Source organism: Niveispirillum sp. FG156, from assembly GCF_057809555.1.
In genome coordinates this window covers 1-22156 of sequence record NZ_JBMDKE010000015.1, presented here as the reverse complement: position 1 = coordinate 22156, position 22156 = coordinate 1, and the positions used below count along the sequence as shown (strand labels likewise).

At 63.2% G+C, this 22156-nt stretch carries 21 protein-coding genes; 7 read left to right on the top strand and 14 right to left on the bottom strand.

Annotation, left to right across the window (positions count from 1 at the left end; genetic code table 11):
* Window positions 1-437 precede the first annotated feature (437 nt).
* Window positions 438-1859, top strand: coding sequence for a carotenoid oxygenase family protein (locus ACODSP_RS11255; protein ID WP_488965687.1), 1422 nt, complete (start codon window positions 438-440; stop codon window positions 1857-1859).
* A gap of 45 nt (window positions 1860-1904) precedes the next feature.
* Here the strand turns inward: ACODSP_RS11255 and ACODSP_RS11250 are convergent, their stop codons facing one another.
* Window positions 1905-3251, bottom strand: a complete 1347-nt coding sequence (locus ACODSP_RS11250; RefSeq protein ID WP_488965686.1) for an MFS transporter — start codon at window positions 3249-3251, stop codon at window positions 1905-1907.
* Window positions 3252-3551: 300 nt separating this feature from the next.
* On the opposite strand from ACODSP_RS11250, the gene ACODSP_RS11245 reads away from it, so the two are divergent.
* The 3 genes from ACODSP_RS11245 (at window position 3552) to ACODSP_RS11235 (ending at window position 5677) form a co-directional block, all read left to right on the top strand.
* Window positions 3552-4109: a MarR family winged helix-turn-helix transcriptional regulator gene (locus ACODSP_RS11245; protein ID WP_054169212.1), complete on the top strand. Its 558-nt coding sequence runs from the start codon at window positions 3552-3554 to the stop codon at window positions 4107-4109.
* A 144-nt stretch (window positions 4110-4253) separates the two neighbouring features.
* The gene (locus ACODSP_RS11240) at window positions 4254-4808 is read left to right on the top strand and encodes a nuclear transport factor 2 family protein (RefSeq protein WP_488965685.1); all 555 of its coding nucleotides are present in this window, start codon (window positions 4254-4256) and stop codon (window positions 4806-4808) included.
* Entirely contained in the window at window positions 4808-5677 is an 870-nt protein-coding gene (locus tag ACODSP_RS11235; RefSeq protein WP_488965684.1) for an alpha/beta hydrolase, read from the top strand. The genes ACODSP_RS11240 and ACODSP_RS11235 overlap by 1 nt, the downstream gene beginning before the upstream one ends.
* Here the strand turns inward: ACODSP_RS11235 and ACODSP_RS11230 are convergent.
* Both ACODSP_RS11230 and ACODSP_RS11225 read right to left on the bottom strand, forming a co-directional pair.
* Window positions 5618-6181 carry a VOC family protein gene (locus ACODSP_RS11230; RefSeq protein WP_488965683.1) on the bottom strand — a complete coding sequence of 188 codons (564 nt, stop codon included), beginning with the start codon at window positions 6179-6181 and terminating at the stop codon, window positions 5618-5620. The genes ACODSP_RS11235 and ACODSP_RS11230 overlap by 60 nt on opposite strands.
* A 15-nt stretch (window positions 6182-6196) precedes the next feature.
* Window positions 6197-7318, bottom strand: coding sequence for an alpha/beta hydrolase family protein (locus ACODSP_RS11225; protein WP_488965682.1), 1122 nt, complete (start codon window positions 7316-7318; stop codon window positions 6197-6199).
* Between the two features lie 53 nt (window positions 7319-7371).
* Between ACODSP_RS11225 and ACODSP_RS11220 the strand changes: the two genes are divergently transcribed.
* Complete coding sequence (locus ACODSP_RS11220; protein WP_488965681.1) at window positions 7372-8169, top strand: helix-turn-helix transcriptional regulator; 798 nt, start codon at window positions 7372-7374, stop codon at window positions 8167-8169.
* A 14-nt stretch (window positions 8170-8183) separates the two neighbouring features.
* On the opposite strand, the gene ACODSP_RS11215 is transcribed toward ACODSP_RS11220, so the two are convergent.
* The 7 genes from ACODSP_RS11215 to ACODSP_RS11185 all read right to left on the bottom strand — a co-directional run bounded on the left by ACODSP_RS11215 (window position 8184) and on the right by ACODSP_RS11185 (window position 14161).
* The gene (locus ACODSP_RS11215) at window positions 8184-9134 is read right to left on the bottom strand and encodes an MBL fold metallo-hydrolase (protein ID WP_488965680.1); all 951 of its coding nucleotides are present in this window, start codon (window positions 9132-9134) and stop codon (window positions 8184-8186) included.
* Complete coding sequence (locus ACODSP_RS11210; protein ID WP_488965679.1) at window positions 9131-9340, bottom strand: DUF2783 domain-containing protein; 210 nt, start codon at window positions 9338-9340, stop codon at window positions 9131-9133. Before ACODSP_RS11210 ends, ACODSP_RS11215 begins: the two co-directional genes overlap by 4 nt.
* Window positions 9341-9360: 20 nt before the next feature.
* The gene (locus tag ACODSP_RS11205) at window positions 9361-10962 is read right to left on the bottom strand and encodes an FAD-dependent oxidoreductase (protein ID WP_488965678.1); all 1602 of its coding nucleotides are present in this window, start codon (window positions 10960-10962) and stop codon (window positions 9361-9363) included.
* A gap of 123 nt (window positions 10963-11085) precedes the next feature.
* Window positions 11086-12810 carry an acyl-CoA dehydrogenase family protein gene (locus ACODSP_RS11200; RefSeq protein ID WP_488965677.1) on the bottom strand — a complete coding sequence of 575 codons (1725 nt, stop codon included), beginning with the start codon at window positions 12808-12810 and terminating at the stop codon, window positions 11086-11088.
* A 43-nt stretch (window positions 12811-12853) separates the two neighbouring features.
* Complete coding sequence (locus ACODSP_RS11195; protein ID WP_488965676.1) at window positions 12854-13285, bottom strand: YybH family protein; 432 nt, start codon at window positions 13283-13285, stop codon at window positions 12854-12856.
* Window positions 13282-13650 carry a nuclear transport factor 2 family protein gene (locus tag ACODSP_RS11190; RefSeq protein WP_488965675.1) on the bottom strand — a complete coding sequence of 123 codons (369 nt, stop codon included), beginning with the start codon at window positions 13648-13650 and terminating at the stop codon, window positions 13282-13284. The genes ACODSP_RS11195 and ACODSP_RS11190 overlap by 4 nt, the downstream gene beginning before the upstream one ends.
* Window positions 13651-13672: 22 nt before the next feature.
* Window positions 13673-14161, bottom strand: coding sequence for a DUF3237 domain-containing protein (locus ACODSP_RS11185; RefSeq protein ID WP_488965674.1), 489 nt, complete (start codon window positions 14159-14161; stop codon window positions 13673-13675).
* A 157-nt stretch (window positions 14162-14318) separates the two neighbouring features.
* On the opposite strand from ACODSP_RS11185, the gene ACODSP_RS11180 reads away from it, so the two are divergent.
* Both ACODSP_RS11180 and ACODSP_RS11175 read left to right on the top strand, forming a co-directional pair.
* The gene (locus ACODSP_RS11180) at window positions 14319-15983 is read left to right on the top strand and encodes a CocE/NonD family hydrolase (RefSeq protein WP_488965673.1); all 1665 of its coding nucleotides are present in this window, start codon (window positions 14319-14321) and stop codon (window positions 15981-15983) included.
* A 49-nt stretch (window positions 15984-16032) separates the two neighbouring features.
* Complete coding sequence (locus tag ACODSP_RS11175; RefSeq protein WP_054169199.1) at window positions 16033-16515, top strand: DUF3237 family protein; 483 nt, start codon at window positions 16033-16035, stop codon at window positions 16513-16515.
* A gap of 151 nt (window positions 16516-16666) precedes the next feature.
* Here ACODSP_RS11175 and ACODSP_RS11170 read toward each other — a convergent pair whose 3' ends face one another.
* The 4 genes from ACODSP_RS11170 to ACODSP_RS11155 form a co-directional block, all read right to left on the bottom strand.
* The gene (locus tag ACODSP_RS11170; protein WP_488965672.1) at window positions 16667-16846 is read right to left on the bottom strand and encodes an FAD-binding protein; all 180 of its coding nucleotides are present in this window, start codon (window positions 16844-16846) and stop codon (window positions 16667-16669) included.
* Between the two features lie 76 nt (window positions 16847-16922).
* The gene (locus tag ACODSP_RS11165) at window positions 16923-19154 is read right to left on the bottom strand and encodes a TonB-dependent receptor (protein WP_488965671.1); all 2232 of its coding nucleotides are present in this window, start codon (window positions 19152-19154) and stop codon (window positions 16923-16925) included.
* Between the two features lie 208 nt (window positions 19155-19362).
* Complete coding sequence (locus tag ACODSP_RS11160; RefSeq protein ID WP_488965670.1) at window positions 19363-21180, bottom strand: flavin-containing monooxygenase; 1818 nt, start codon at window positions 21178-21180, stop codon at window positions 19363-19365.
* 181 nt (window positions 21181-21361) lie between these two features.
* Window positions 21362-22012 carry a GntR family transcriptional regulator gene (locus ACODSP_RS11155; RefSeq protein ID WP_488965669.1) on the bottom strand — a complete coding sequence of 217 codons (651 nt, stop codon included), beginning with the start codon at window positions 22010-22012 and terminating at the stop codon, window positions 21362-21364.
* Window positions 22013-22156 lie beyond the last annotated feature (144 nt).

Below are 22156 nucleotides of genomic sequence, written 5' to 3'. Positions count from 1 at the left end.
CTGCATGGTTCTGTGTGGGGCTGGCTTTTCTGGACGGGCTGCGGGTACAGGCGGATTGAACGGCCCCAATCAACACATTGTATTAATTTGATATTTTATCGAATTCTCCATCACGCCTTCGCATCCAATGGTATGCGATCCCGCTCTCACCTGCCACTGAATTAAAGGCTGTCCGGACATTGGGGTCGTGGACGTTCGACTTCCAGCGCAGAAACGGCGCCGGTTATGTCCGGCCTTTCCGGCTTTGCCACCGATGGACTGAAATTCCGGGCTTTGCACATTGACAGCGGGACCATAATATTGATCATTCAATGACCAATCACATTGGGGCCGCGATTCGCGTTGTGTCCGGGGCTGTCCCTGGGCTGCTGCGGGCCGCAATCCCGTTCCAATCACGGTCACCCGTGAACCCGCGATTGCCCCGAGGGGAGAAAACAATGGAAGTCCGTTTTCCCGATATCCCGGCCTATCACGGCTGGGCAAAGCCGCTGCGTCTTGAATCAACGGTCGAGGGGCTGGAACTGATCGAAGGGACGGTACCCGCCGGCTTGGACGGCACCTGGTACCGGGCCGGGCCAGACCGTCAATATCCCCCCATGCTGGGCACCGATATCTTCATCGATGGCGAGGGCATGGCGCACATGTTCCGCATCAAGGACGGCGTCGTTTCCTACCGCAGCCGCTGGGTCCGCAATGACCGTTACATGGCGCAGGCCAAGGCTGGCCGATCGCTGTTCGGCCTCTATCGCAACCGCTTCACCGATGACCCGTCGGTCAAGGATGTCAGCGGCGGCACGGCCAACACCAATATGATCTTCCATGATGGACGCCTTCTGGTCTTGAAGGAGGATGACCTGCCGTTCGAGGTGGACCGCGACACGCTGGACCCTATCGGACGCTATGATTTCGGCGGCAAGGTTCGGGCTACATCCCTGACGGCGCATCCGAAATGGTATCCCGACGATGGCCGCCTGCTGACCTATTCCTATCAGGCGCGCGGTGACGGCACGCGGGATATCGTGTTCTACGATATCGATGACCAGGGCCGCATCCTGGACGAAATCTGGTTTGAGATGCCCTATGCCTCACTTGTCCATGATTTCGCGGTGACGCCCAATTGGGCCATCTTCCCCTTCATGCCGTTGATCACGGATGTGAAAAACCTGAAGCGCGGCGGCACCTTCTATGAATGGCATCCCGACGAACAGGTCGTGGTGGCCCTGGTGAAGCGTGGCGGCACGAAGGAGGATATACGCTGGTTCCGGGGCCCCGCCGGCTGCCTCAGCCATATGATGAACGCCTGGGAGGAAGGCAGCACGATCCATCTGGATACATGCTATTACGACGGCAACTGTTTCCCGTTTTTCCCCACACCTGATGGACAGCATGTCGAAGGCTGCCCACCCTTTCTGTCGCGCCTCAGCTTCGATCTGACCAGCGACGGGGACGGGTTCGCGCGGCGGCGCATCATCAACACACCGGGTGAGATGCCGCGCACCGATGACCGCTACCAGGGACAGGAATGCCGCCACGGCTTCCTGATCGTGGGGCGTGGCCCGGACGGGTCGTCGGCCATCGGCTGCGTCGACCTGCGCAGCGGAGAGGTCACGCGCTGGCATCCCGGCCCTGGTGCCTCCGTCCATGAACCACAGTTCGTGGCCCGTTATCCCGGCGCGCCGGAGGGGGATGGCTGGCTGCTGGTCATCGTCAACCGGCTGGAAACCAACCTCAGCGAGTTGGCGATCCTGGATGCACAGGATGTGGCGGCGGGGCCGGTGGCCCGGCTGTACATGCCGATGCGGGTACGGACCACCTTCCATGGCACCTGGGTGCCGGGGGAAAGGTTGCGCAGCCGTTGAAGGTTTGCCCCGGTCTGGCGGCGGATACCGCCAAACCGGGAAATGTCACGCTACGGCGGGCTTTGCCGCCGGTGCGCCATCGCGGCGGATCGGCTTCAGCAGCAATACCAGTAGGGCCACAGCAACCGGCGGGATGGCGATCATGGCCAGCGTCACCTCCAGCGTGAAGGACGACGCCAGCGCCATGCCGCCGAACAGCGGGGCGATGATCCCGCCGATACGGCCTGCCCCGCCGGCCCAGCCCACGCCCGTGCTGCGCAGGGCCGTCGGATAGATCTGGGTCATCAGCATGTTCAGCCCTGCCTGTCCGCCCGACTGACAGAAGCTCCAGCAGACCAGCAGCAGCACGAAGCCCACGGTGCCGAACGGCACATGGCCCATCAGGATCAGGGTCGCCGCAATCCCGATATAATAGAGCGGAATCAGGCGGGTGGCCCCGATCCGGTCCATCAGGAAACCGATGGTCACAGTGCCGACCATGCCGCCGATAAAGCCCGTCATGGAAACGATGGCAAAGCGCTGGATCGTGATGCCGCCCATTTCCTGGAAGAAGGTGGGCAGCCACGCCGCCAGCAGCGCGATATTACCCATGGACAGGACACAGGCCGCAAACAGGATGGCGCTGGTGCGCGCACGCCCATCGCGGAACACGTCGATGACATGGGCCTTCACCTTCTTGCCGCCGGTTTCCGCCGTCACGAACCGCTCTTCCCCCGTCAGGACGAGGCTGCGGTCCATCCAGCGGATGGTGCGGGCGATGGCAGGATGGCTGGGGTCACGGCCCACGCGGTAGGTCAGGGATTCCGGCAGGAACAGCAACAGAACCGGCACCATGACCAGCGGCATCAGCCCGCCCACCCAGAAGCCGCTTTCCCAGCCATAATGCGGGACCAGCAGAGCGATGGCGGCACCAGCCGCGCTGCCGGCGCTGTAACCCGCGATACCGATGGCGATGAACAGCGAGCGCCAGCGCTTGGGCGTGAATTCCGCCAGCAGCGCCATGGTGGTGGGCACGACGCTGGCCAGGAACAGGCCCGACAGGCCGCGCAGGATGGCCACCATCATCAGCGACGTGGAAAAGACGGTGATCGTCGTCAGCACGCCGAAGATGATGAAGGCGATGATCAGCATCCGCTTGCGCCCGTAATAGTCCGACAGCGGACTGATGACGAAGGCGCCGATGGCCAGCCCGGTCTGTTGCAGGACGAAAACGATGGTCATACTGGCCGGTGTAACACCGAAATTCCCGGCGATGGCGGGTGCGATCTTGCCCACCATGAAAATGTCGAACCCGTCGATGAACATGGCCAGCGTGGTCAGCGCCAGCACAAGGCATTGCGGAAAACCGATCTTGCGCTGGTCGATGAAGTTTTGGACGTCGAACGCCGACATGAAGCTGCGCTCCCTCCCTCAAGGGCGCCGGACCTTGATCCGGCAAGGTTTTATGATGGGGATGCCGGCCTGTATACGCACGGGTTAAGGGGCCGCGCGCTCCGACCAGTCTTTGAGGAATCAATAATATCGCCTGTCCCGGTTTCGCGCCAGCCCTCTTGAGCATGTAGCATCAAAATGTCGGCGTTGCAGTCCGATGGTGCTGGCGCGCTGCCAGAACGCTGGAATAACATTGAATGATCAACTAACAATGGATCGGATCAGCCTTCGCTGACACATCATCGGGATGAAAGAAGACATATGAAACGGCAGGCCAGATCGGACGCGAGCCCGGCCAGCGGCGAAGTGGAGGGCGAGGTGCCCGGCGCGGAAAACGCAGTGCCGGCCCGCGCCAAGCTTGAGCTGCCGGGATGGAATGTCTCCAATCTGCAGTTCTCTACCTTCCGCGTAACCCTGATCGCCAAGGTGATCGACCGCCTGACAATCAGGCGGCTGGCGGAGCGCGGGGAACTGACCTACGCGGAATGGCGCGTGCTGGCCCGGCTGGGCACCATGCCCGACGGTGGCACCGTGGGCCAGGTCGCCGACTTAGCCTGGGTTGACCGCGCAGAGGTCAGCCGGGCCGCCCGCTCGCTGGAGGAACGGGGATATACGCGGCGGCGGGAGAATCCCAACGACTTGCGCACGCCCATCCTCTACCTGACCAAGACCGGACAGAAGCTGTACAAGGCGACGCTGAAGGAACGTGTCGCCTTCCATGAATCGCTGCTGGTCGATCTTTCGCCGGAGGAACGTGTGGTGCTGGATGAGCTTCTGTCCCGCATCGGCGAACGGCTGGCCCATCTGGTCAAGACGTGAGATGGATCGAAGCGGGAATTTCAAACATCATTGATCCTTCAATATAAAAGTTCATTGAACTATCAATGAATCGATGATACCCCTGGCTTCTGTTCCGCCCGGCGCCTTGGATGCGCGCGCGGGCCGTTTCCAGGAGAGATATCGATGGTCGAGGTCTGCTGGCCGGGCGGTGTCCCGGCTTTGATGCCTGCCGAGGATCGCGCCGAAATCACCGAGCTTTTCGCACGCTATGCCTGGGGCCTGGATCTGGCCGATGAGGAGCAGGTGCTGGACACGTTCGCCGAGGATGGGGAGTTCGATCATCTCTGGCAGGGCAAGGCCCAGGGCCGCGACGCCATCCGCGCCCATCTGCGCGGCCTGTGGTATGACCGGCAGCATTGGTGGTTCGGTCGGCAGCATCTGTTCAACCATTTCATCATGGACCCGCGTCCGGAAGGCGCGCGCGTGCGCTGCTTCTTCCAGATCATCCAGTTCAACGCCGATTACGGCACCAATTTCATCTTCGGCATCGGCACGCGCGATGACCGGCTGGTCAAACGCAATGGAAGCTGGAAATTTCATCGCCTGCACGTCAATGCCTGGACAAAGGCGGATCAGGTGCCCTGGAAGGGCGACCGGACCATGGTCCCCCGCCCCTTCAATGCCCCGCCACCCGTCGATTGCCGACCCTTCAGCGTGCAGTCGCAGGACCCCTGGTGATGCAAACCTCCTTCCATGACCGTATCCGCGCCCTGGGCACAGCGTTCTCGGTGGCACAAATCCAGGGTTCCATGGCGCTCTTCGCCCCCTTACAGCCCCCTGTCGATGAAGCCCTGGTTCAACGCGACCTGTCCTATGGACCGGACGCACGTCACCGGCTGGATCTGTTTGGTGCCGGTGGTGACGCAAGGCGCCCGGTGCTGGTCTTCCTGCATGGCGGCGGTTTTATCGGCGGTGACAAGGGCGCGCCCGGTGCGCCTTTCTATAACAATGTCGGTGCCTGGGCGGCGGCGCAGGGCTGGCTGGGCATCACCGCCACCTACCGGCTTGCCCCTGCCCATCCCTGGCCGGCGGGCGCGCAGGATGTGGCGCGGCTGGTGGCCTGGCTGAAGGCGGAGGTCGCGAACCATGGCGGCGATCCGGACCGCATCATCCTGATGGGGCAATCGGCAGGCGCGGCGCATGTCGCCTCCTATGTCGGTGGACAAGGCTTTGCGGAATTGGCGGCCACATCCATCGCGGGGGCCATCATGCTGTCGGGCCCGTATGATGTGCCCAGTGCGGCCCGCAACCCCTATCAGGATGCCTATTTCGGCACCGACCCTTCCCGCTTTGCGGCCCAATCCAGCATCGACGGTCTGGCCGAAACCAGCGTGCCCTGCCTGTTCACCGTATCGGAGAATGATCCGGCGGATTTCCAGCGTCAGGCAGCCCTGCTGGTCTCCCGCCGGGTGGCCGCCACGGGCAAGTGGCCGGATTTCCACTGGCTGGAGGGGCATAACCATATCAGCCCCGTCCACCAGATCCATTCATCCGTCGATGCGCTGGGTCCCGTCCTGGCCCGGTTCGTGGCACGGGTGGTGGGATAGGGTCGCCTTTTCGATGACCCAGCGGGCCAGTTCGCCATGGGCGGTCTTGGCCGCCGCCTGCATGTATTCGTCCGACACGCTCTGTGCCGTCAGTTCGACACGCAGGCCGTTGGGATCGAAGAAATAAAGGGACTGGATGATGTGATGATCGGTGATGCCGACAACCTCCACCCCCGCCGCCTTCAGGCGGGCCATGGCCTGTTCCACGTCCGCCACTGTGCCGACACGCAGGGCGATATGGTTGACCCAGGCCGGCGTGTTGGGCGACGGCGCCGCCGCCACATCATCCCCCAGGTCGAAAAAGGCGATGTAGGAGCCGTCGCGCATCTGGAAGAAGATATGGACATAGGGGCAATATTCGCCCGTGCTGGGCACATGGTCACTGCGCACGATATGGACCAGCGGCAGGCCCAGCAGATCCTCATAGAAATGCCGTGTCTCCTCCGCATCGCGGCAGCGCCAGGCGAAGTGATGAAGGCCCTGGATGGGAACGGGGGGCTGCATGCGCTGTCTCCTGTGTCAAAGCCGGTTGCACCAGCCGGCGATATGGTCGGCCACCTCATCCACCAGATGCGGCTGACCGCTGAGATAATGGTTGCCGCCCTTGATGGCGTGACGCTGCACCCTGCCCTTCGCGGCCTCTGCCCAGATGGCATTGTCAGACGGGAAGACCGACGGATCGGCGGTATATTCCAGCAGCAGCACCGGCACGCGGGTACGCGCCAGATTGGCCGGGCCGTCGCCCCGGCTGCTGGGCGACCATTGGCTGAGATATCCCGTCAGCGAGGTATAGCGCCCCATGCTGTTGGCGGCATAGTTCTGCGCATGAGGCGGTCCCCAGACGGTGGTGCCGGGGATACGGTCATTGGGGTCGATGGACGGGTCCAGGCAGCGCGGATCGGCCAGGGTGCGGTGAATGACGAAGGCTTCGTCACGCATGCCATCGGACCGTGCGCGCAGCTGGCTCAACCGGTCCCGCGCCCAGGCCTCGATCCCGGCATTGCGGGCGCGCTGCGCGGTGCGGTAGCGCTCCATGAAGGCGGCGCTGTAAGGCGGGCCATTGTCCGGGTTGAACATGTCCAGCTGCGCACAGGACGGCATGGGATCATGTTCATCCACCACGGCGGGATCGATCCAGGTATCCATCAGGCGCGACCGGCCCAGATGGGCAGCGGCCAGCACGATGCCGTCTGCCGGCGGCAGGTCATCGGGCCGCAGGTCGACCGGGTCGCCCGCCGGCGTATCGGTGATGGTCAGCTTCTCCGCCTGCCCCTGATAGAAAGCCGACAGGGCCGCACCGCCGGAATTACCGATCAGGGCCACGCGGTCGAACCCCTGCCGACGCAGCCACGCGACGCCGGCCCCCATATCCTGGATCACCCGTTCCAGCAGCAGCACCGCATCATTACCCATGTAGCGGGAGTTCAGCGCCAGGGTGGCGATGCCGCGCGCCGCCAGCGGGGCCAGCAGGTAATGGCCCATGAAATTGCTGGTCGGATGCATGATCAGGGCGGCGGTGCGCGCACCCGGTGGCCGGGCGAAGGCGCCATAGATACGGGGGCGCAGCATCTGCAGCCCCGACTGGCTTTCCATCGCCGCACCGGGCCGCACATCGATCACCACCAGTTCCAGTGTCATCATCTCCCCCTCTGGCTTTATCGGTTTATGGTTCTGCCGCACCGGGAGGCCCGGCGATGACGGATATCGCGGTCAGGCTTTGCGCCCTGTCTGAGGCCGTGGCCGCCATTGGCCGGCCCCGTTTCGACGATGCGCTGCTGGCGGCTGTGGCAAGGCTGATCCCCGTCGACCATTGCACCATCCTCTGCTACTCGCAGGCAGCGGGGCTGAAACAGGTAGGCGGGGCCAGCCTGCAGGACCGGGCGACGGTGCTGTCGCTGGGGCGCGACTATGTCGCCGGCCTGCATGCGTTCGATCCTAATTTCGAAGAATTGTCGCGCATATCCAGCAGCCGCAAGGTCATCTTCCGCCGGCACGATCCGGCCCGTGTGGCCATGCAGGATTATCTGCGCCGCTTCTATACGACCGTCGGTATCGTCGATAAGGTGTCCTATATCTGGCGCACGTCGGACATGGCCTTCTACCTGAACTTCTACCGTTCGCTGCGCGCCGGGACGTTCACGGATGCGGAGGTCGATCTCCTGTCCGCCATCACGCCCCTGCTGACCAGCATCGTGCGTCAGCACTGCGCCCATTACATCGTGCAGTCGGACATCAATGCCGGGCGGACCCTGCCCTTTGTCGAACGGCTGGTCGAACTGGCCGACGAGACGTTGAGCACGCGGGAACTGGCCGTATGCTGCCGGATCGTGCTGGGATACCAGACGGACGGGATCGCCGCCGACCTGGGCGTGCGCCCATCGACGGTCATCACCCTGCGCAAGCGCGCCTATCACAAGCTGGGCATCGCGTCGCAGGCGGAACTGTTCGCGCTCTGCCTGCGCAACCTGCCGCGTCTGATGCGCCCCGTCTGATCCCGGCATCAGTATCAGCTCCGCAGCAAGGCCCAAAGGGCCTGATCACGCTCTGCGGTCCAGGGGGTGGGGTGCTGCCCGCCCTGCAACTGTTCCAGCATGCGTGCCACATCGAAGGGCAGCACATGGGCAAAGACCGGCCAGTCACCATAAAGCGGGGTCATGACCTGTTCCGCCGCGTTGAAGCAGGCTTTCAGGTCGGCCCCTTGCGCATGGGCATGGGCGACCACGTCGCGCAGGGTGGTGAGGAAACCCTGGGTCGCCTCAACCGCACCCACCACCGCGTCGCGTGACCGCAGGGCGGCGCCCCGGCCCGGCACCATGGTCGTGGCCGGCAGGTCGCGCAGCCGGGCCAGGGTGTCGATCCAGTCAGCGACATAGCCGTCGCCGGCATAGACGCCGCAGCGGTTTTCCACCAGATCGCCGGAGAACAGCACCCCGCAATCCGGTATCCAGCAGATGGAATCCCCCGCCGTATGCCCGCGCCCCAGATGCCGGAAATGCAGGTCCCGGTCCCCCAGACGCAGGGTCAGCCCCTGATCGAAAACCAGATCGGGCCAGGTCAGGCCGGGAATTTCTTCCACGCCCCGGAACAGGCGGGGAAAGCGACGTACTTCGGACTCGAAATCATCGGGCCCGCGCTCGGTGATCAGGTCCAGCGTCGCCTGACTGGCGATCAGGGCCGCGCCGTCAAACGCCGACGCCCCCATGACCCGCACCGCGTGGTAATGGGACAGGAAGACATAGCGCACCGGCTTGTCCGTCACGCTGCGGATGGCGGCCAGCATCTCCCGCGCCAGGGCGGGGGTCGCACGGGTGTCGATGGCGACGACATAGTCCGGGCCGACCACGAAGCCGCAATTCGGGTCGAAATCGCTGATATAGCCATAGACGCCGCTGGCCAGTTCGACCAGTTGCGGGGTCTGCTGCATATTGTCGGCGGCGGACGCAAAGGATTGGGTCACGGATCATTCCTCCGGTGGGCAGCGCTTGTGTCGCGCGCCGTTTCAAGACAGGACAGCAACACGCCCTGGTCACCGATCTGATTGGCCAGCAGCAGGACAAGGCGGGCGTTCAGCGCGTGGCTTTCCGCCGCCGGCAGCCCGGCATGCATGTCCAGCAAGGCCTCGTAAAAGGCATCTGGGTCGGGAATGTTGGGGGTGGTGCGCATGTTATCGTTTCCTCCCTGTTTCATATCCAGCCAATGGCCCGCGCCAGGGCCCGGCGCACCTGATCCCCATCAGCATCGGCCAGACGGGCGGCAAGGTGCAGGTCGGGGCGGATCAACAGCACCTCCCCCGGCGCCATGCCCAGCGCCCGCCGGTCATCGGCACCGACACCCTGGACATGCAGGGGCAAGCCCTCATGCGACAGGTGCGACAGGGCACTGCCCAACCCATCCTCCCCATCGCGCGAGCACCAGAGGGCCAGGAAGCCGGCCCCCTGCCCCCGCAGCATCCCGCCCAGCGACCGGCTGCCCAGGGCGAGATTGGGCATGGCCTGTCCTGCGTCACCGGTGGTCAGGGGTGAGGCCCCATAATGACAGGGCACGCACATCCGCCCGGTATTCAGCAGCAGCCGGGCGAAGGGATGATCAACCGCCAGATCCATCACAGCGGTACGGAACATCCGCTCAACCTCCGTGCGCGGGGCCAGGAAACGGCCCGACCGGCGGGTGACGGCAATATTCTCCACCGCCGCCGGGCGGCGTTCGGTGTTGTAGCTGTCCAGCAGCCCTTGCGGCGCCTGACTGTTCAGGACCAGGGTCAGCTTCCAGGCCAGGTTTTCCGCATCCTGAATGCCGCTATTGCCGCCACGTGCGCCGAACGGGCTTTTCACATGGGCCGCATCGCCGATGAAGAATACCCGTCCATGCCGGAAATCATCCATCAGCTGCGTGCGGTAGGCATAGGCACCGACCCAGACCAGATCGAATTCCACATCCGGCCCCAACTGGTCGCGCAGCCGGGCCGCGGCCACCTCCGGCCGGCTGGCCTCATGGGGATCGGTATTGGGCAGCATCTGGTAATCCATGCGCCAGACGCCGTCCGCCATCAGGTGCTGCCACACGGCCCGGTTCTCATTGAACGGCGCTTCGACCCAGGTCCAGCGCTCCACCGGCAAATCCTTGCGGAACCGCACGTCGGAGATGCACCAGCGATCCTCCCCCAACTCCCCCTTGGTGTGCAGGCTCAGGGCATGCCGGATCGTGCTGGCATGGCCCGACGCGTCGATCACCCAGTCAGCTTCCAAACTGTAGGAACCGTCGGGCGTTTCCACGGTCAGGACGGCGCCGTCTTCATCCTGCCGGATGCCGGTCACCCGGTTCTTCCAGCGCAAATCCGTGACGCCCAGTTCCCGGATACGGTCGACCAGAAACCATTCGACATAGAATTGCTGGATATTGATGAAGGGCGGCTGCGCCGACCGGCTGCCCACGGCCAGATCGAACCGGTACAGCGCCTCATGGCCGCGCAGCACCTTGCCGACGGACCAGGTGACACCCTTGTCGCGGATACGCGGGTAAATGCCCAGCCGGTCGAAAATCTCCAGGCTTTTCTGGGCGTAACAGATGCCCCGGCTGGACGCGCCGCGCACGCCCACCGTGTCATCCTCGTCCAGGACAATGGCCGAAACGCCCCGGCTGGCCAGATCACAGGCCAGCGTCAGCCCGGCCAGACCGGCACCGACGATGACCACCGGATACCGGCCCCGGCCCGTTCCCGACAGTTCCGGTGGCTTTACATAATCATAGACGGGCAGGTCATAGCCCGTGGGTGACAATCCGCTCACGTCCCCCTCCCGATCCCTTGGCGCCGGGTGTGTCCCCGGTTCGATGGGCCAACTATGCGGATGGGGAAGAAAAACATCTGTCCCCCTTATGGGGGACATCGACGACGGCGGAAGAGATGGTGTCTATGCAGAAACCGGCGGCAGCAGCGCTGCACCCTGACGGACCAGCCGGGCAATGGCCGGGACAGGGGCCAGATATGTCCAGCAGAAATGGCGGGCGAGCCAGTGGATATCGGCAGGCGTTTCCGGGGTCGGATTCATCATGCCCCCCCGCAGCAACAGGGCCGCCCCCAACGTCCGGCCCAGCATGTCCAGGAAAGGCGTGGCACCGGCCAGCCGGTCGGCGTCCGTCCGTTCCTTGTCCAGCAGCCAGTCGACCGTGCCCGCAATGGCATCCAGCGCATCGGTCAGCAGCGGCACGCAATCGCGCAAGGCCGGTTCATCTGTGGCGGCCGCCGCGCCTGCCTCCATGCGCAGTTCCGCCAGCAGGGCCCGGATGGCCGATCCACCGGCCTGCACAATCTTGCGCTGGACAAGGTCGATGGCCTGGATGCCATTCGTACCCTCATAGATGGCGGTGATGCGGACATCGCGAAGGTGCCGGGCCACGCCCGTCTCCTCCACATAGCCGGCGCCACCATGCACCTGGATGCAGGTGGAGGCGACATCGATGGCCGTGTCGCTGCAAAACGCCTTCACGATTGGCGTCAGCAGCGATGCGCGGTCAAGGGCGGCCTGACGCTGGTCGGCATCGCCGGCATGATGTGACCGGTCAATGGCCATTGCGGCGCTGTAGGCGATCAGCCGGATGGCCGTGGTCCGGGCGCGCATATCGGTCAGCATGCGGTGCACGTCCGGGTGGGCCAGGATCGGGGCCGGTGCACCGCCACGGCTTGCACTGCCCTGAACCCGTTGCCGTGCGTAGGTTTCGGCAGCGTGCGTGGCCCGCGCGGCCACCGCCACGCCCTGCAGGCCGGTGGCAAGGCGGGCACGGTTCATCATGGTGAACATGCAGGAAAGCCCCTGATGCTCCCGACCGATCAGCCAGCCGATGGCACCCCCCTGTTCCCCAAAGCCCATGGTACAGGTGGGTGACGCGTGCAGGCCCATCTTATGTTCGATGCCCAGGCAATGGACATCATTGCGTTGCAGCAGGTCGCCTGCCGCGTCCGGCAGCCATTTCGGAACCAGGAACAGCGAAAGCCCCCTGCTGCCGGGCGCCCCATCGGGCAGGCGCGCCAGCACCAGATGCGCAATATTGTCGGTCAGATCATGGTCGCCATAGGTGATGAACATCTTCTGTCCGAACAGCCGGTAGCGGCCATCACCGGCCCGTTCCGCCCGCGTGCGGATCAGGTTCAGGTCCGACCCGGCCATCGGTTCGGTCAGGGCCATGGTGGCCATGCAGGTACCCGCCGCCAGCGACGGCATCCAGGCGGCCTGCAAGGCGTCATCGCCATGGGCAAGCAGCACCTCCATGGCACCCTGGGTCAGCACCGGCGCCAACCCGAACGCCATGCAGGCCGATGTCCAGACCTCCATCAAGGGCGCGGCAACTGACAATGGAAGGCCAAGGCCGCCCCATCGTTCCGGAACATCGACAAGGTTCCAGCCGCCTTCGACCCATTGGCGATAGAAAGCCACGAAGCCCGGTGGCATCGTTACCGTTCCATCGGCAAAGGCGGCACCGATCCGGTCCCCGACGGGATCAAGCGGACCCAGTTCCGTTTCCGCCAGCCGGGCCACCGGGGGCAGCAGATCGCGCAGCACGGCCTGATCCTCCGCCGGTGCGTTGGCGACCTGCAGGGCGAACAGCATGTCCTGCTGCGCGATCCGGAAATCCGTCATTCTTTCCCTTCCAGGATAGGGTTCCTGTGCTGTGCGCCGGCGTTCAGGAACAATCCGCGTGCCGCTTCCAGACCCGCCGGAACACGGTCGCGCGGATACAGCTGAACCGGCCCTGGTCGATATTGTAGAAGGCGAAGCTGTTGATGTACATCCGGTCGCCCTGGCGCATCGGGCCGGAGGTAAAGTCCGGCACATCGGTAACCGCCAGGAATTCGGATTCCAGTTCGGCGGCCAGCAAGCTTTCACTGGCAAAGCAATCCAGAACCGTGATGGTACGCCGGGTGACAGCGCGCACCCCGGTATAGAAGCTGACAATTTCCGACCGCCCCCGCAATGCGCGGCCATTGCCGATGGTCAGGCGGATATCGTCGGCATAGTAGGAACAGGCCGTTTCAAAATCGCCTGCGTTGAAGGCGGCGATATAGCGGGCAAAGGCGATGGCGGCATCGGCTGGGCTTGTGGATGGCTGTGTCATGGGGCGGCCCTGCACGGCGCCGAACGGATACGCGTGAAGCGACCGTCAGCGATGTCGATCATGGTGAAACTGGTCCAGGTTCGTGTCTCTCCCGTCACCACGGGATCGGTCGGATGCTCGCGTGCGTGCAGGGTCCACCGGATTTCCGCTGCGATCCGGCCCGGACGGTCAACATAGTTCAACAATTCCAAGCGGGATGCGAAGCGGCGATGGAATGCCATCACCGCTTCACCCGACCGCAGATCCACCTGATCGTCGGTCATGTGCAGATCAGGGGCATAGCAGGCGGCCACACCCTCCATATCGTCACAGTTAAGGGCGTCGACATAGAAGTCGAACCGCTGGCGCTGGCTGAAATCATTCATGGCCGCTGCTCCGCCACACGGGTCACAGCACGGCGTAATAACGGAACAGCGAATGGTCGGGATCATCCTCCGGCTTCACCTTTGGCCGGCGCTGCCCCACGCCCACGATCACGGTGCGGTTCAGCCATTCATGCGGCCCGTCGGGGGCGCGGAAATAGGGGGTGCAGCGGAAATAGGATGTCAGCGGCTTGTAGCCGGGCCGTTGCAGGGGGCCATGCACATAACCCAGGTTGCGGATATAGATCAGCGCCCCGTCATCGGCCTGGATCATGTAGTGCGCGTTCAGTTCGACCACGCCGTCGGCGCGGACCGCGGGCCAATCGGCGCCGCTGTGATCGACCAGTTTGCCGTTCAGGCGCGGGCCGCTGACGGTGCATCCCTCTCCGACCGAGGTATAGCCATGATTGGGGCCGCCCGGATGGATCGGCCCCGTCATCCAGCGGCGGTCGAAATTGATGCGGATATCGAACACATGCTCGTGCCGCAGGGCCAACGGATGATCGTCATTCATGATCTTGTTCTCCCATGATTCATTGAGAAATCAATATTCCGGTCGATCGGCTCTTGCAAGAGGGTGATTTTGAATTATGATGATTAATCAATGAATGAAGGGCCACGCGGTCGGATGACCACCGGACAGGGCCGAAAAACAAGGGACGGAGACGGGCATGCCCGATAGTTTCGAATTGAAGATGCTGCCGGGCCGCGACCCGGCGACGAACCCTTATAAGCCGCCCCTGCCGCCAAAGGATTATGCGCGGATCGTGGAAGATGGGCTGGTCTTCGAACGTAATCTGCCGGTCAGGATGCGCGATGGCGTGACCATTTATGTCGATCTCTACCGCCCGGAAGGGGCGGCGGGGGAGCGTGACCTGCCTGTGCTTCTGGCCTGGAGCCCCTATGGCAAGCATGGCAAGGCTGCCAATCTTTGGCCGCCGGCAGGGATTGCGGATGGCTGGAACTCCCGCCACACGGCGTTTGAGGCGCCGGACCCCGCCTATTGGTGCCGCCACGGCTACGCCATCTGCTATCCCGACCCGCGCGGCGCCTGGCTTTCCGAAGGGGAGCTTCGCCATAACGGCATTGGCGAGGGGGAGGATTGTTACGACCTGATCGAATGGCTGGGCGTGCAGCCCTGGTGTAATGGCAAGGTCGGTATGACGGGCGTGTCCTACCTCGCCTGCATCCAATATCTGGTCGCACCGCTGAAGCCGCCGCATCTGGCAGCCCTGAACCCGTGGGAAGGCTTTTCCGACTGGTATCGGGAATTCGCTTTCCATGGCGGCATCCCCGAGACCAACTTCGTCGAACGCGCAACCATGAGCCTGAACTGGTCCACCACCCGCACAGAGGATACGGCGGGCAATGTGAGGGCGCATCCCCTGATCGATGCCTATTGGCGCAGCAAGGAACTGGACCTGGCGGCCATCGACCTGCCCACCTTCATCGTGGCCAGCTGGTCCGATCACGGCCTGCACACGCGCGGCACGTTGGAGGCGTACAAGCAGATATCGTCGGATCAGAAATGGCTGCTGGTGCATGGTCAGAAGAAATGGCGGCATTATTACATGCCGGAAAATGTGGCCTTGCAGCGCCAGTTCTTCGACCAGTTCCTGAAAGGACAGGATGCGGGCGTCCTGCAATGGCCGCGCGTGCGTCTTCAGGTGCGCGAGGCCGGCAGCGAGGGGGCTTTCCGGAATGAAGCCGAGTGGCCCCTGGCCCGGACGCAGTATCAGCCGTTCCACCTGGATGCGACCGACGGCACGCTTGATCCCTCCCCTCCCGTGCAGGAGGCGGAAACGCGGTACGATGCCCTGACCGGGCGCGCCAGCTTCGACATCGTGTTCGACAGGGAAACGGAGCTGACCGGCCATTTCAAGGTACGCCTGTGGGTGCAGGCGGATGGGGCCGACGACATGGACCTGTTCGTCGGGCTGGACAAGATAGACCGTTCGGGCAACTGCGTGCCCTTCACTTTCTACGCGCTTTACGATGACGGGCCGCTGGCGCTGGGCTGGCTGCGTGTTTCCCACCGGGAACTGGACATGGACAGGTCTACCCCCTGGCAGCCCGTTCACCGCCATGACCGGGAAGTGCCCCTGCCGGCAGGTGCCCCGGTGCCGGTGGAGATCGAGATCTGGCCCACATCCGTGCGCTTCGCGGCGGGTGAGGGTCTGCACCTGACGGTGCAGGGGCGCGACATCTATGACCAGGACCGCTACGGCCTGGCCTTCGCGCGGCATGAGGATCTGCGCAATCGCGGACAGCATGTCGTGAAAACCGGGGGTGCCTATGATTCACACCTTCTGGTGCCCCTCATCTCCGTTGAATGAATGCCGCCACCGCCGTTACCACCGCGCTTATGTCTGACAAGGAAACAACATGACCGAACCCCATCCCTTCGCCCCGCGCTTTGAATTCGCCTTCTCCATCGGCATCACGCTGACCAAGCCCCATTGGCTGCGTCCCACGACGATGGGGGCGACGCGTGCGGCCATCTATGCCGCCGACGGCACGGTTGAGGGGCCGGGCATCAAGGGACGCGTTGTACCGATGAGCGGCGGCGACTGGCCGCTGCTGCGCCCCGACGGTGTGATCGATTTCGATGCCCGCTATCTGCTGGAACTGGATGACGGGACGATCATCTATCTCCAGAACCGTGGCTATCGCTGGGCCTACACGCCGGAAGTGGCGGAACGCATGTCCCGCAACGAACCGGTGGACCCGTCGGAATATTACATGCGCGTCTGCCCGAAATTCGACGTGCCGGCAGGCCCCTATGACTGGCTGGCCAAACATGTCTTTGTCGGGGTCGCCGAAAAAATCCCCGGCGCCAACCGCATCCATTACTTCAAGCTTTTATAAGATCGACCGATCCGTCTCAAATCTCTACATTTCCGCGACCGTGTAACCTTGCCTGGAAGCAGGGAGGGCGGATTGAAATGATCGCCGTAGCCGGAGGTTATCAGGTAGCGATTTTGGACATAAGCCCCTGACCTCTTACGAGGTCAGGGGCTTAGGCGTTGGATGCCGGGGCCACCATCTTGCCGGTCTGGCCGACCTGATAATCGTTGGGTACGAAACCGGCATTCACCAGCGTACGTTGACAGTCAACGGGGCCGCCACGCACCGGGCCAGGTTCTTGCCAAAGGTCGTAGCGGTGAACAGCACATGGCTGTAGCCGCCTTCCATACATCAGCCCGGTTGGGCATCCGTTCAGCGATAAGAAAGGCCCGCAGCGGGAAAGAACCCGCTGCGGGGCCACCCCACGACTACCAGCTCTTGGAGACCTGCAAGACCCAGGTGCGGGGGGCACCGGCAAGACCGGCGGGAACCAGGCCGTTGGCGGCAACCGTGATCAGATACTGCTCATCGGCCAGGTTCTTGCCGACCAGTTGCACGCCCCAGCCACCCTCATCGCTGTTCCAACCGACCGAGGCATTGATCAGGTCGTAGGGTTTCTGAGCGAAGATATCGGCGTTGGAGGCATCGTAATAGACCTTGCTCTGCCGGAAATACTCACCCCGGACAAAGGCCGTGCCCGGCCCCACATCGACATTATACTGACCATAGGTGGACAGGGAGCTTTTGGGAGCCGCGTTCAGATGGTTGCCCGTGGCATTGAAGGTGCGGGTGGCCGCGTTGTAGCGCGGGTCCGTCGCCACGAAATTCACCAACTGGTTCGGTACGCTGGACGTCGGGAACGACCGGTATTTGGTGTCCAGGAAGGACAGGTTGCCACCCAGTTCCAGCCCCGCGACAGGCCGGGCCGTCACCTCGAACTCCACGCCGCGCACGCGGGCATTGGCGGCGTTGCGGATGGCCACCACGCCGGGCGCGATCAGCGACTGTACCTGCAAATCCTTGTAATCATAATGGAACAGGCTGGTGTTGAAGCGCAGGCGCCGATCGAACAGGTCGCTCTTGATGCCGCCTTCATAGGCCCAGATGGTTTCCGGTGCGAAGGACAGGTCGGTGGCATTGTTGGCGAAAATGCTGGTACCGCCGCTCTTGAACCCGCGCGTGGCCGACGCATAGAGCATCACGTCATCGGTCACCTGGTAGTCGAGGCCGAATTTCGGGGTCACCGCGTCAAACTTCCGCTTCAGCTCATAGACGAAGGGGAAGCCGGGGGTGGAGGCGTTGGTGGCCAGCGACACACGGTTGAAATTCTGCTCGATCCGCTTGGTATCCTGGGTGAAGCGCAGGCCCGCTGTAAAGCCCAGATCGTCGGTCAGCTTGTAGGTCCCCTGCGCGAAGGCCGCATAGGAGGTGGTGAAGCTGTCGGGCTCGGTGCGGATATAGAAGGCGTTGGCCGGCGGCAGGACGGGACTGGCATAGTTGGTGGATTGCAGCAGGGTGCTGGTCTTGTCATGGAAATAGAACAGACCCACGACGCCGCTGAACCGGTCCATATTGGCCGTCAGGTTCAATTCCTGGCTGAACTGCTTGGACCATTCATTCTGGTTGCTGATTTGGGCCAGCAGTTCGGTGCCGTCGCTGTCCACCAGCAGATTGTACCGGCTCTTGCGGAAGGCGGTCAGCGACTTGATGGCGAATTCGTCTGACAGGTCGACATTCACCTCCTGCGCCACGCCCCACAGCTTGGTGTCGTTGGTCTGCGGCGAATTCAACGCGACCCTGGAATAGTCGCCAACGATGCTGGAGGCTTGCGGCGCCGGGTTGGTGCCGGCGGGACGGAAGGGCACCAGCAGGTGGCTGTAGCTGTCAAACCGCTCATCGCTTTCGCTGTAATCGAAGCGGGTGATCATCTCCACCTTGTCGGCAGGTACGAAGCGCAGCTGTCCGCGCACGCCACCGCGATTGGCATTGTTGGTGCCCGGCTGGCCAGCGGCATGGATGTTATCGATGTAATCATCGTGGCGGATATAGGTGCCGGACAAGCTGGCCTGCAGCTTCTCCTCCACCAAGGGACCGCTGACATAGAACTGCGCCTGGCGGCGTTCATAGTCGCCCACGGTCAGTTGCAGCTTGCCCGTGGCCGTATCCGACGGCTTCTTGGAGATGATGTTGATGGTGCCACCGACCGCGTTGCGGCCATACAGCGTGCCTTGCGGCCCGCGTAGCACCTCCACCCGCTGGATATCCACGAAATCCTGGAACTGGCCGAAGGCTCGGGCGATATAGACGCCGTCGATCTGCGTCGTCACGCTGGGGTCGGATCCGCCGAACACGTTGGAACTGCCGATGCCGCGCATATAGATGACGGCGCTGGCCGTCACCTGCGCCACCGACAGGTTGGGCGTGACCGCTACCAGATCCTTGACGTTCAGGACCAGGGAACTGTCCAGCTTGTCGGCGGAAAAGGCGCTGATGGCCAGCGGCGTCTTCTGCATCGTCGTCTCGCCGGCCTTGGTGGCCGTGACGATGATCTCGTCCAGCATGTCACCCGCCTGGGCTACCTGTGTCTCCGCCGCTTGCGACAGCGCCGGCATCAACAGAGCCATTGCGCAGACAGCACCCTTCATCTTGTGGCTAAACATGGCTTCCTCCTCCCGTTCTTTGATCATTGTCGGGTTTCTCGCCAATCCTCCGGTGGATTGGACTTGATAAATTCTAGAATGTCAGTTGTGGATATAGAGACTGTAGGTCAGGTCGAGCGCAAGCGAGCCCTGACAGGACAGGCTTAAAGCTTATTCTGTCAGGGCTCGGCTCACGCCTCGACCTGACCTACGGCTGGCCGGCCTGCCCCTACTCCGCCCCGCGACCCAGGACGCGGATGTCCAGATCCTGAGACAGCCGTTCCGCGCGCCATGCGGTGATCACGGCCTCATATTCCAGCGGCCCGCCGCCATAGGTGCCGCCGACATAGGTCGGGCGGTCCTTGAAAGCGCCTTCATTGTTGAGGAATCCTGGCGTGCATTCCTCATAGAAATGCTCGTGATCCACATGCCTGGCCTCGATGGTGGCCAACCAGTGCTCCTCGGCCTCCGGCGTGGCCTCCAGGGCGGCGACGCCATTGCGCAGGCCGTAATGGATGATCTCCACGGCATGCGTGGCCTGGATGTCCAGCGTGTGCGTGAAGTTGAAGGCCGTCGTCCCTTGCTCCGCCCCGCCCACGACGTGGAAATTGGGGAAGCCGCTGAACATGGTGCCGTGCAGACAGCGCAGGCCGCCCTGCCACTTCTCCGCGATGGACCTGCCCCCGCGCCCGATCACCGTGTACCCGCCGACCTTGTGCGCGGCTGCACCGACATCGAAGCCGGTGGCGAAGATGATGCAGTCTGCGGGGTATTCGGTGCCGTTGACGATGACGCTGGTTTCCGTCACCGCCTCAACCCCGTTCCCACCGGTATCAACGAGCGTGACATTGGGGCGCTTGAAGGCAGGCAGATATTCGTCGCTGAACAGCGGGCGCTTGCACAAGAAATTGTACCAGGGCTTCAACGCCTCCGCCGCCGGACCATCGCCCAGGGTCTCGGTGACGCGCGCGCGGATCTGCTCCATCTTTTCGAAATCGGCCTGCTGCATGGCCTGGGGCGGGGCAACCTTTCCCTGGCCCTGTGCCATCAGGGCGCCCATGCGCTCCCACAGGTCGGTCCAATGGTCACCCACCAAGTTTTCGCCCTGCGGTCGGCCATTGATGATGGACAGGAAATTCTCCATACGGCGGCGCTGCCATCCCTTGGGCTGGGCCTTGAACCAATCCTTGTCGGTGGGACGGTTGTTGCGAACATCGATGGCCGAGGGCGTGCGCTGAAAGACCAGCAGCTGCATCGCATGTTCGGCCAGGTACGGTACGATCTGCACCGCCGTGGCACCAGTGCCGATAATGGCCACGCGTTTGTCTGCCAGCTTCACCTGACCGCCCGACGCATCGCCACCGGTATAGTCGTAATCCCAACGGCTGGAATGGAAAATCTTGCCCTTGAAGCTCTTGATGCCGGGGATTCCCGGCAGCTTCACCTTGGCGAGCGGCCCCTGGCTGACCGATACGAAGCGGGCGCGGATGACATCGCCGCGATCAGTGGAGATAAGCCAGCGAGAGGCCGCCTCATCCCATTCCAGTCGCTGCACCTTGGTCTGAAAAAGCGCGTGGGGATAAAGGCCATAATGCCGGCCAACGGCCTGGGCGTGGGCAAAAATCTCTGCCCCAGTCGAATATTTCTCAACCGGAACGGTACCAACTTCTTCCAGCAACGGCATATAAATATAGGATTCGATATCGCAACGAACCCCCGGATAGCGGTTCCAATACCAGGTGCCACCGAAATCGCCGGCCTGTTCCACGACACGGAAGGACCGGATGCCCCGGTCACACAGCTTGGCCGCCGTCAGCAGGCCGCCGAAGCCGCCACCGATCACCAGCACGTCCACATCCTCCGTCACCGCGTCGCGGGTGAAGCCAGGCGTGACATAGGGATCATCGGTGAAATGGGCGAACTCGCCGGCGGCGTCCAGATACTGCCTTGCGCCGTCCTGGTGCAGGCGCTTGTCCCGTTCGGCACGATATTTGGTTCGCAGGGCGTCGGCGTCATAGGCCGGTTCCTGGGCAGGATGATCTTGCATGTGGCGCACTCCCCGTGCCGGTCCGGCGCTGCCATCGGCCGGCATTTCGTTAAGGGCCGATCATTCCGGCCCCTTGTCTGGCGAAGCGGCTGGGCCTTTCCGGCCCTTCCCGCTTCATCACGGGGATACTGTTACACATCGCGAACTAGCATGCAAGCATGTCAGTTCAGAAAATGAATAGTTATCGCGCCCACTTGGCGCGCAAGCCGGATGCGACGGCGGACGCGACGCCGGCAATGTGGCTTTCCGACAGGGAGCGGGCCCGCGACGGCGATTTCGACGCGATGGCATCGATGATCTCCTCATGCTCCTGCGCGGCCCCGCCCATGAAGGCGGAGAAGCCGATGGCCTGATTGATGAAGAAATCCGACATGTTGAAATTGCTGCTCTGTCGCTCATCGACGAAGGGCGATTGGGCCATGTCATGGATCAGTTGATGAAAGGCGCGGTTCAGCTCCAGATAGGTCTGCGCCGCCTCTGCCTGGGCGAAGTCGATGGCGGTGATGCGGGCCTGAATATCGCGCAACTCTTTAAGTTGCGCCTCTGTCCGGCGGGCGGCGGCCAGTTCGGCCAACAGCCCCTCCATCCGTTCGAACATCAGGTAGAAATCAGCGATCTGGTCACGGTCGGGATTGACCACCTCGCATCCGACCTGCGGAATGATGCGCACGAAGCCTTCCGCCGACAGGCGGTTCAGCGCGGCCATGATGGGCTGGCGGCTGGCCCCGGTATCGGCGGCCACCTCCTTCACCGACAGTTTCTGTCCGAACGTGTATTCCGCCCCGACCAGCCGGCTGACCAGCAACTCGTAGACCTCGTCCTTCTTATTCACCGGCTTATCCCCTTTCACAGGCCCTTCCCCGAATCCCTACAAGCCGGAGTGCTAGGATGCAACATCGAAATGAATTTTAGCGCCGCAGGTCGCGGGTGAGCGACAACGAACCCCGACATTTATCGGTGGAGTCACTTGTCGGGG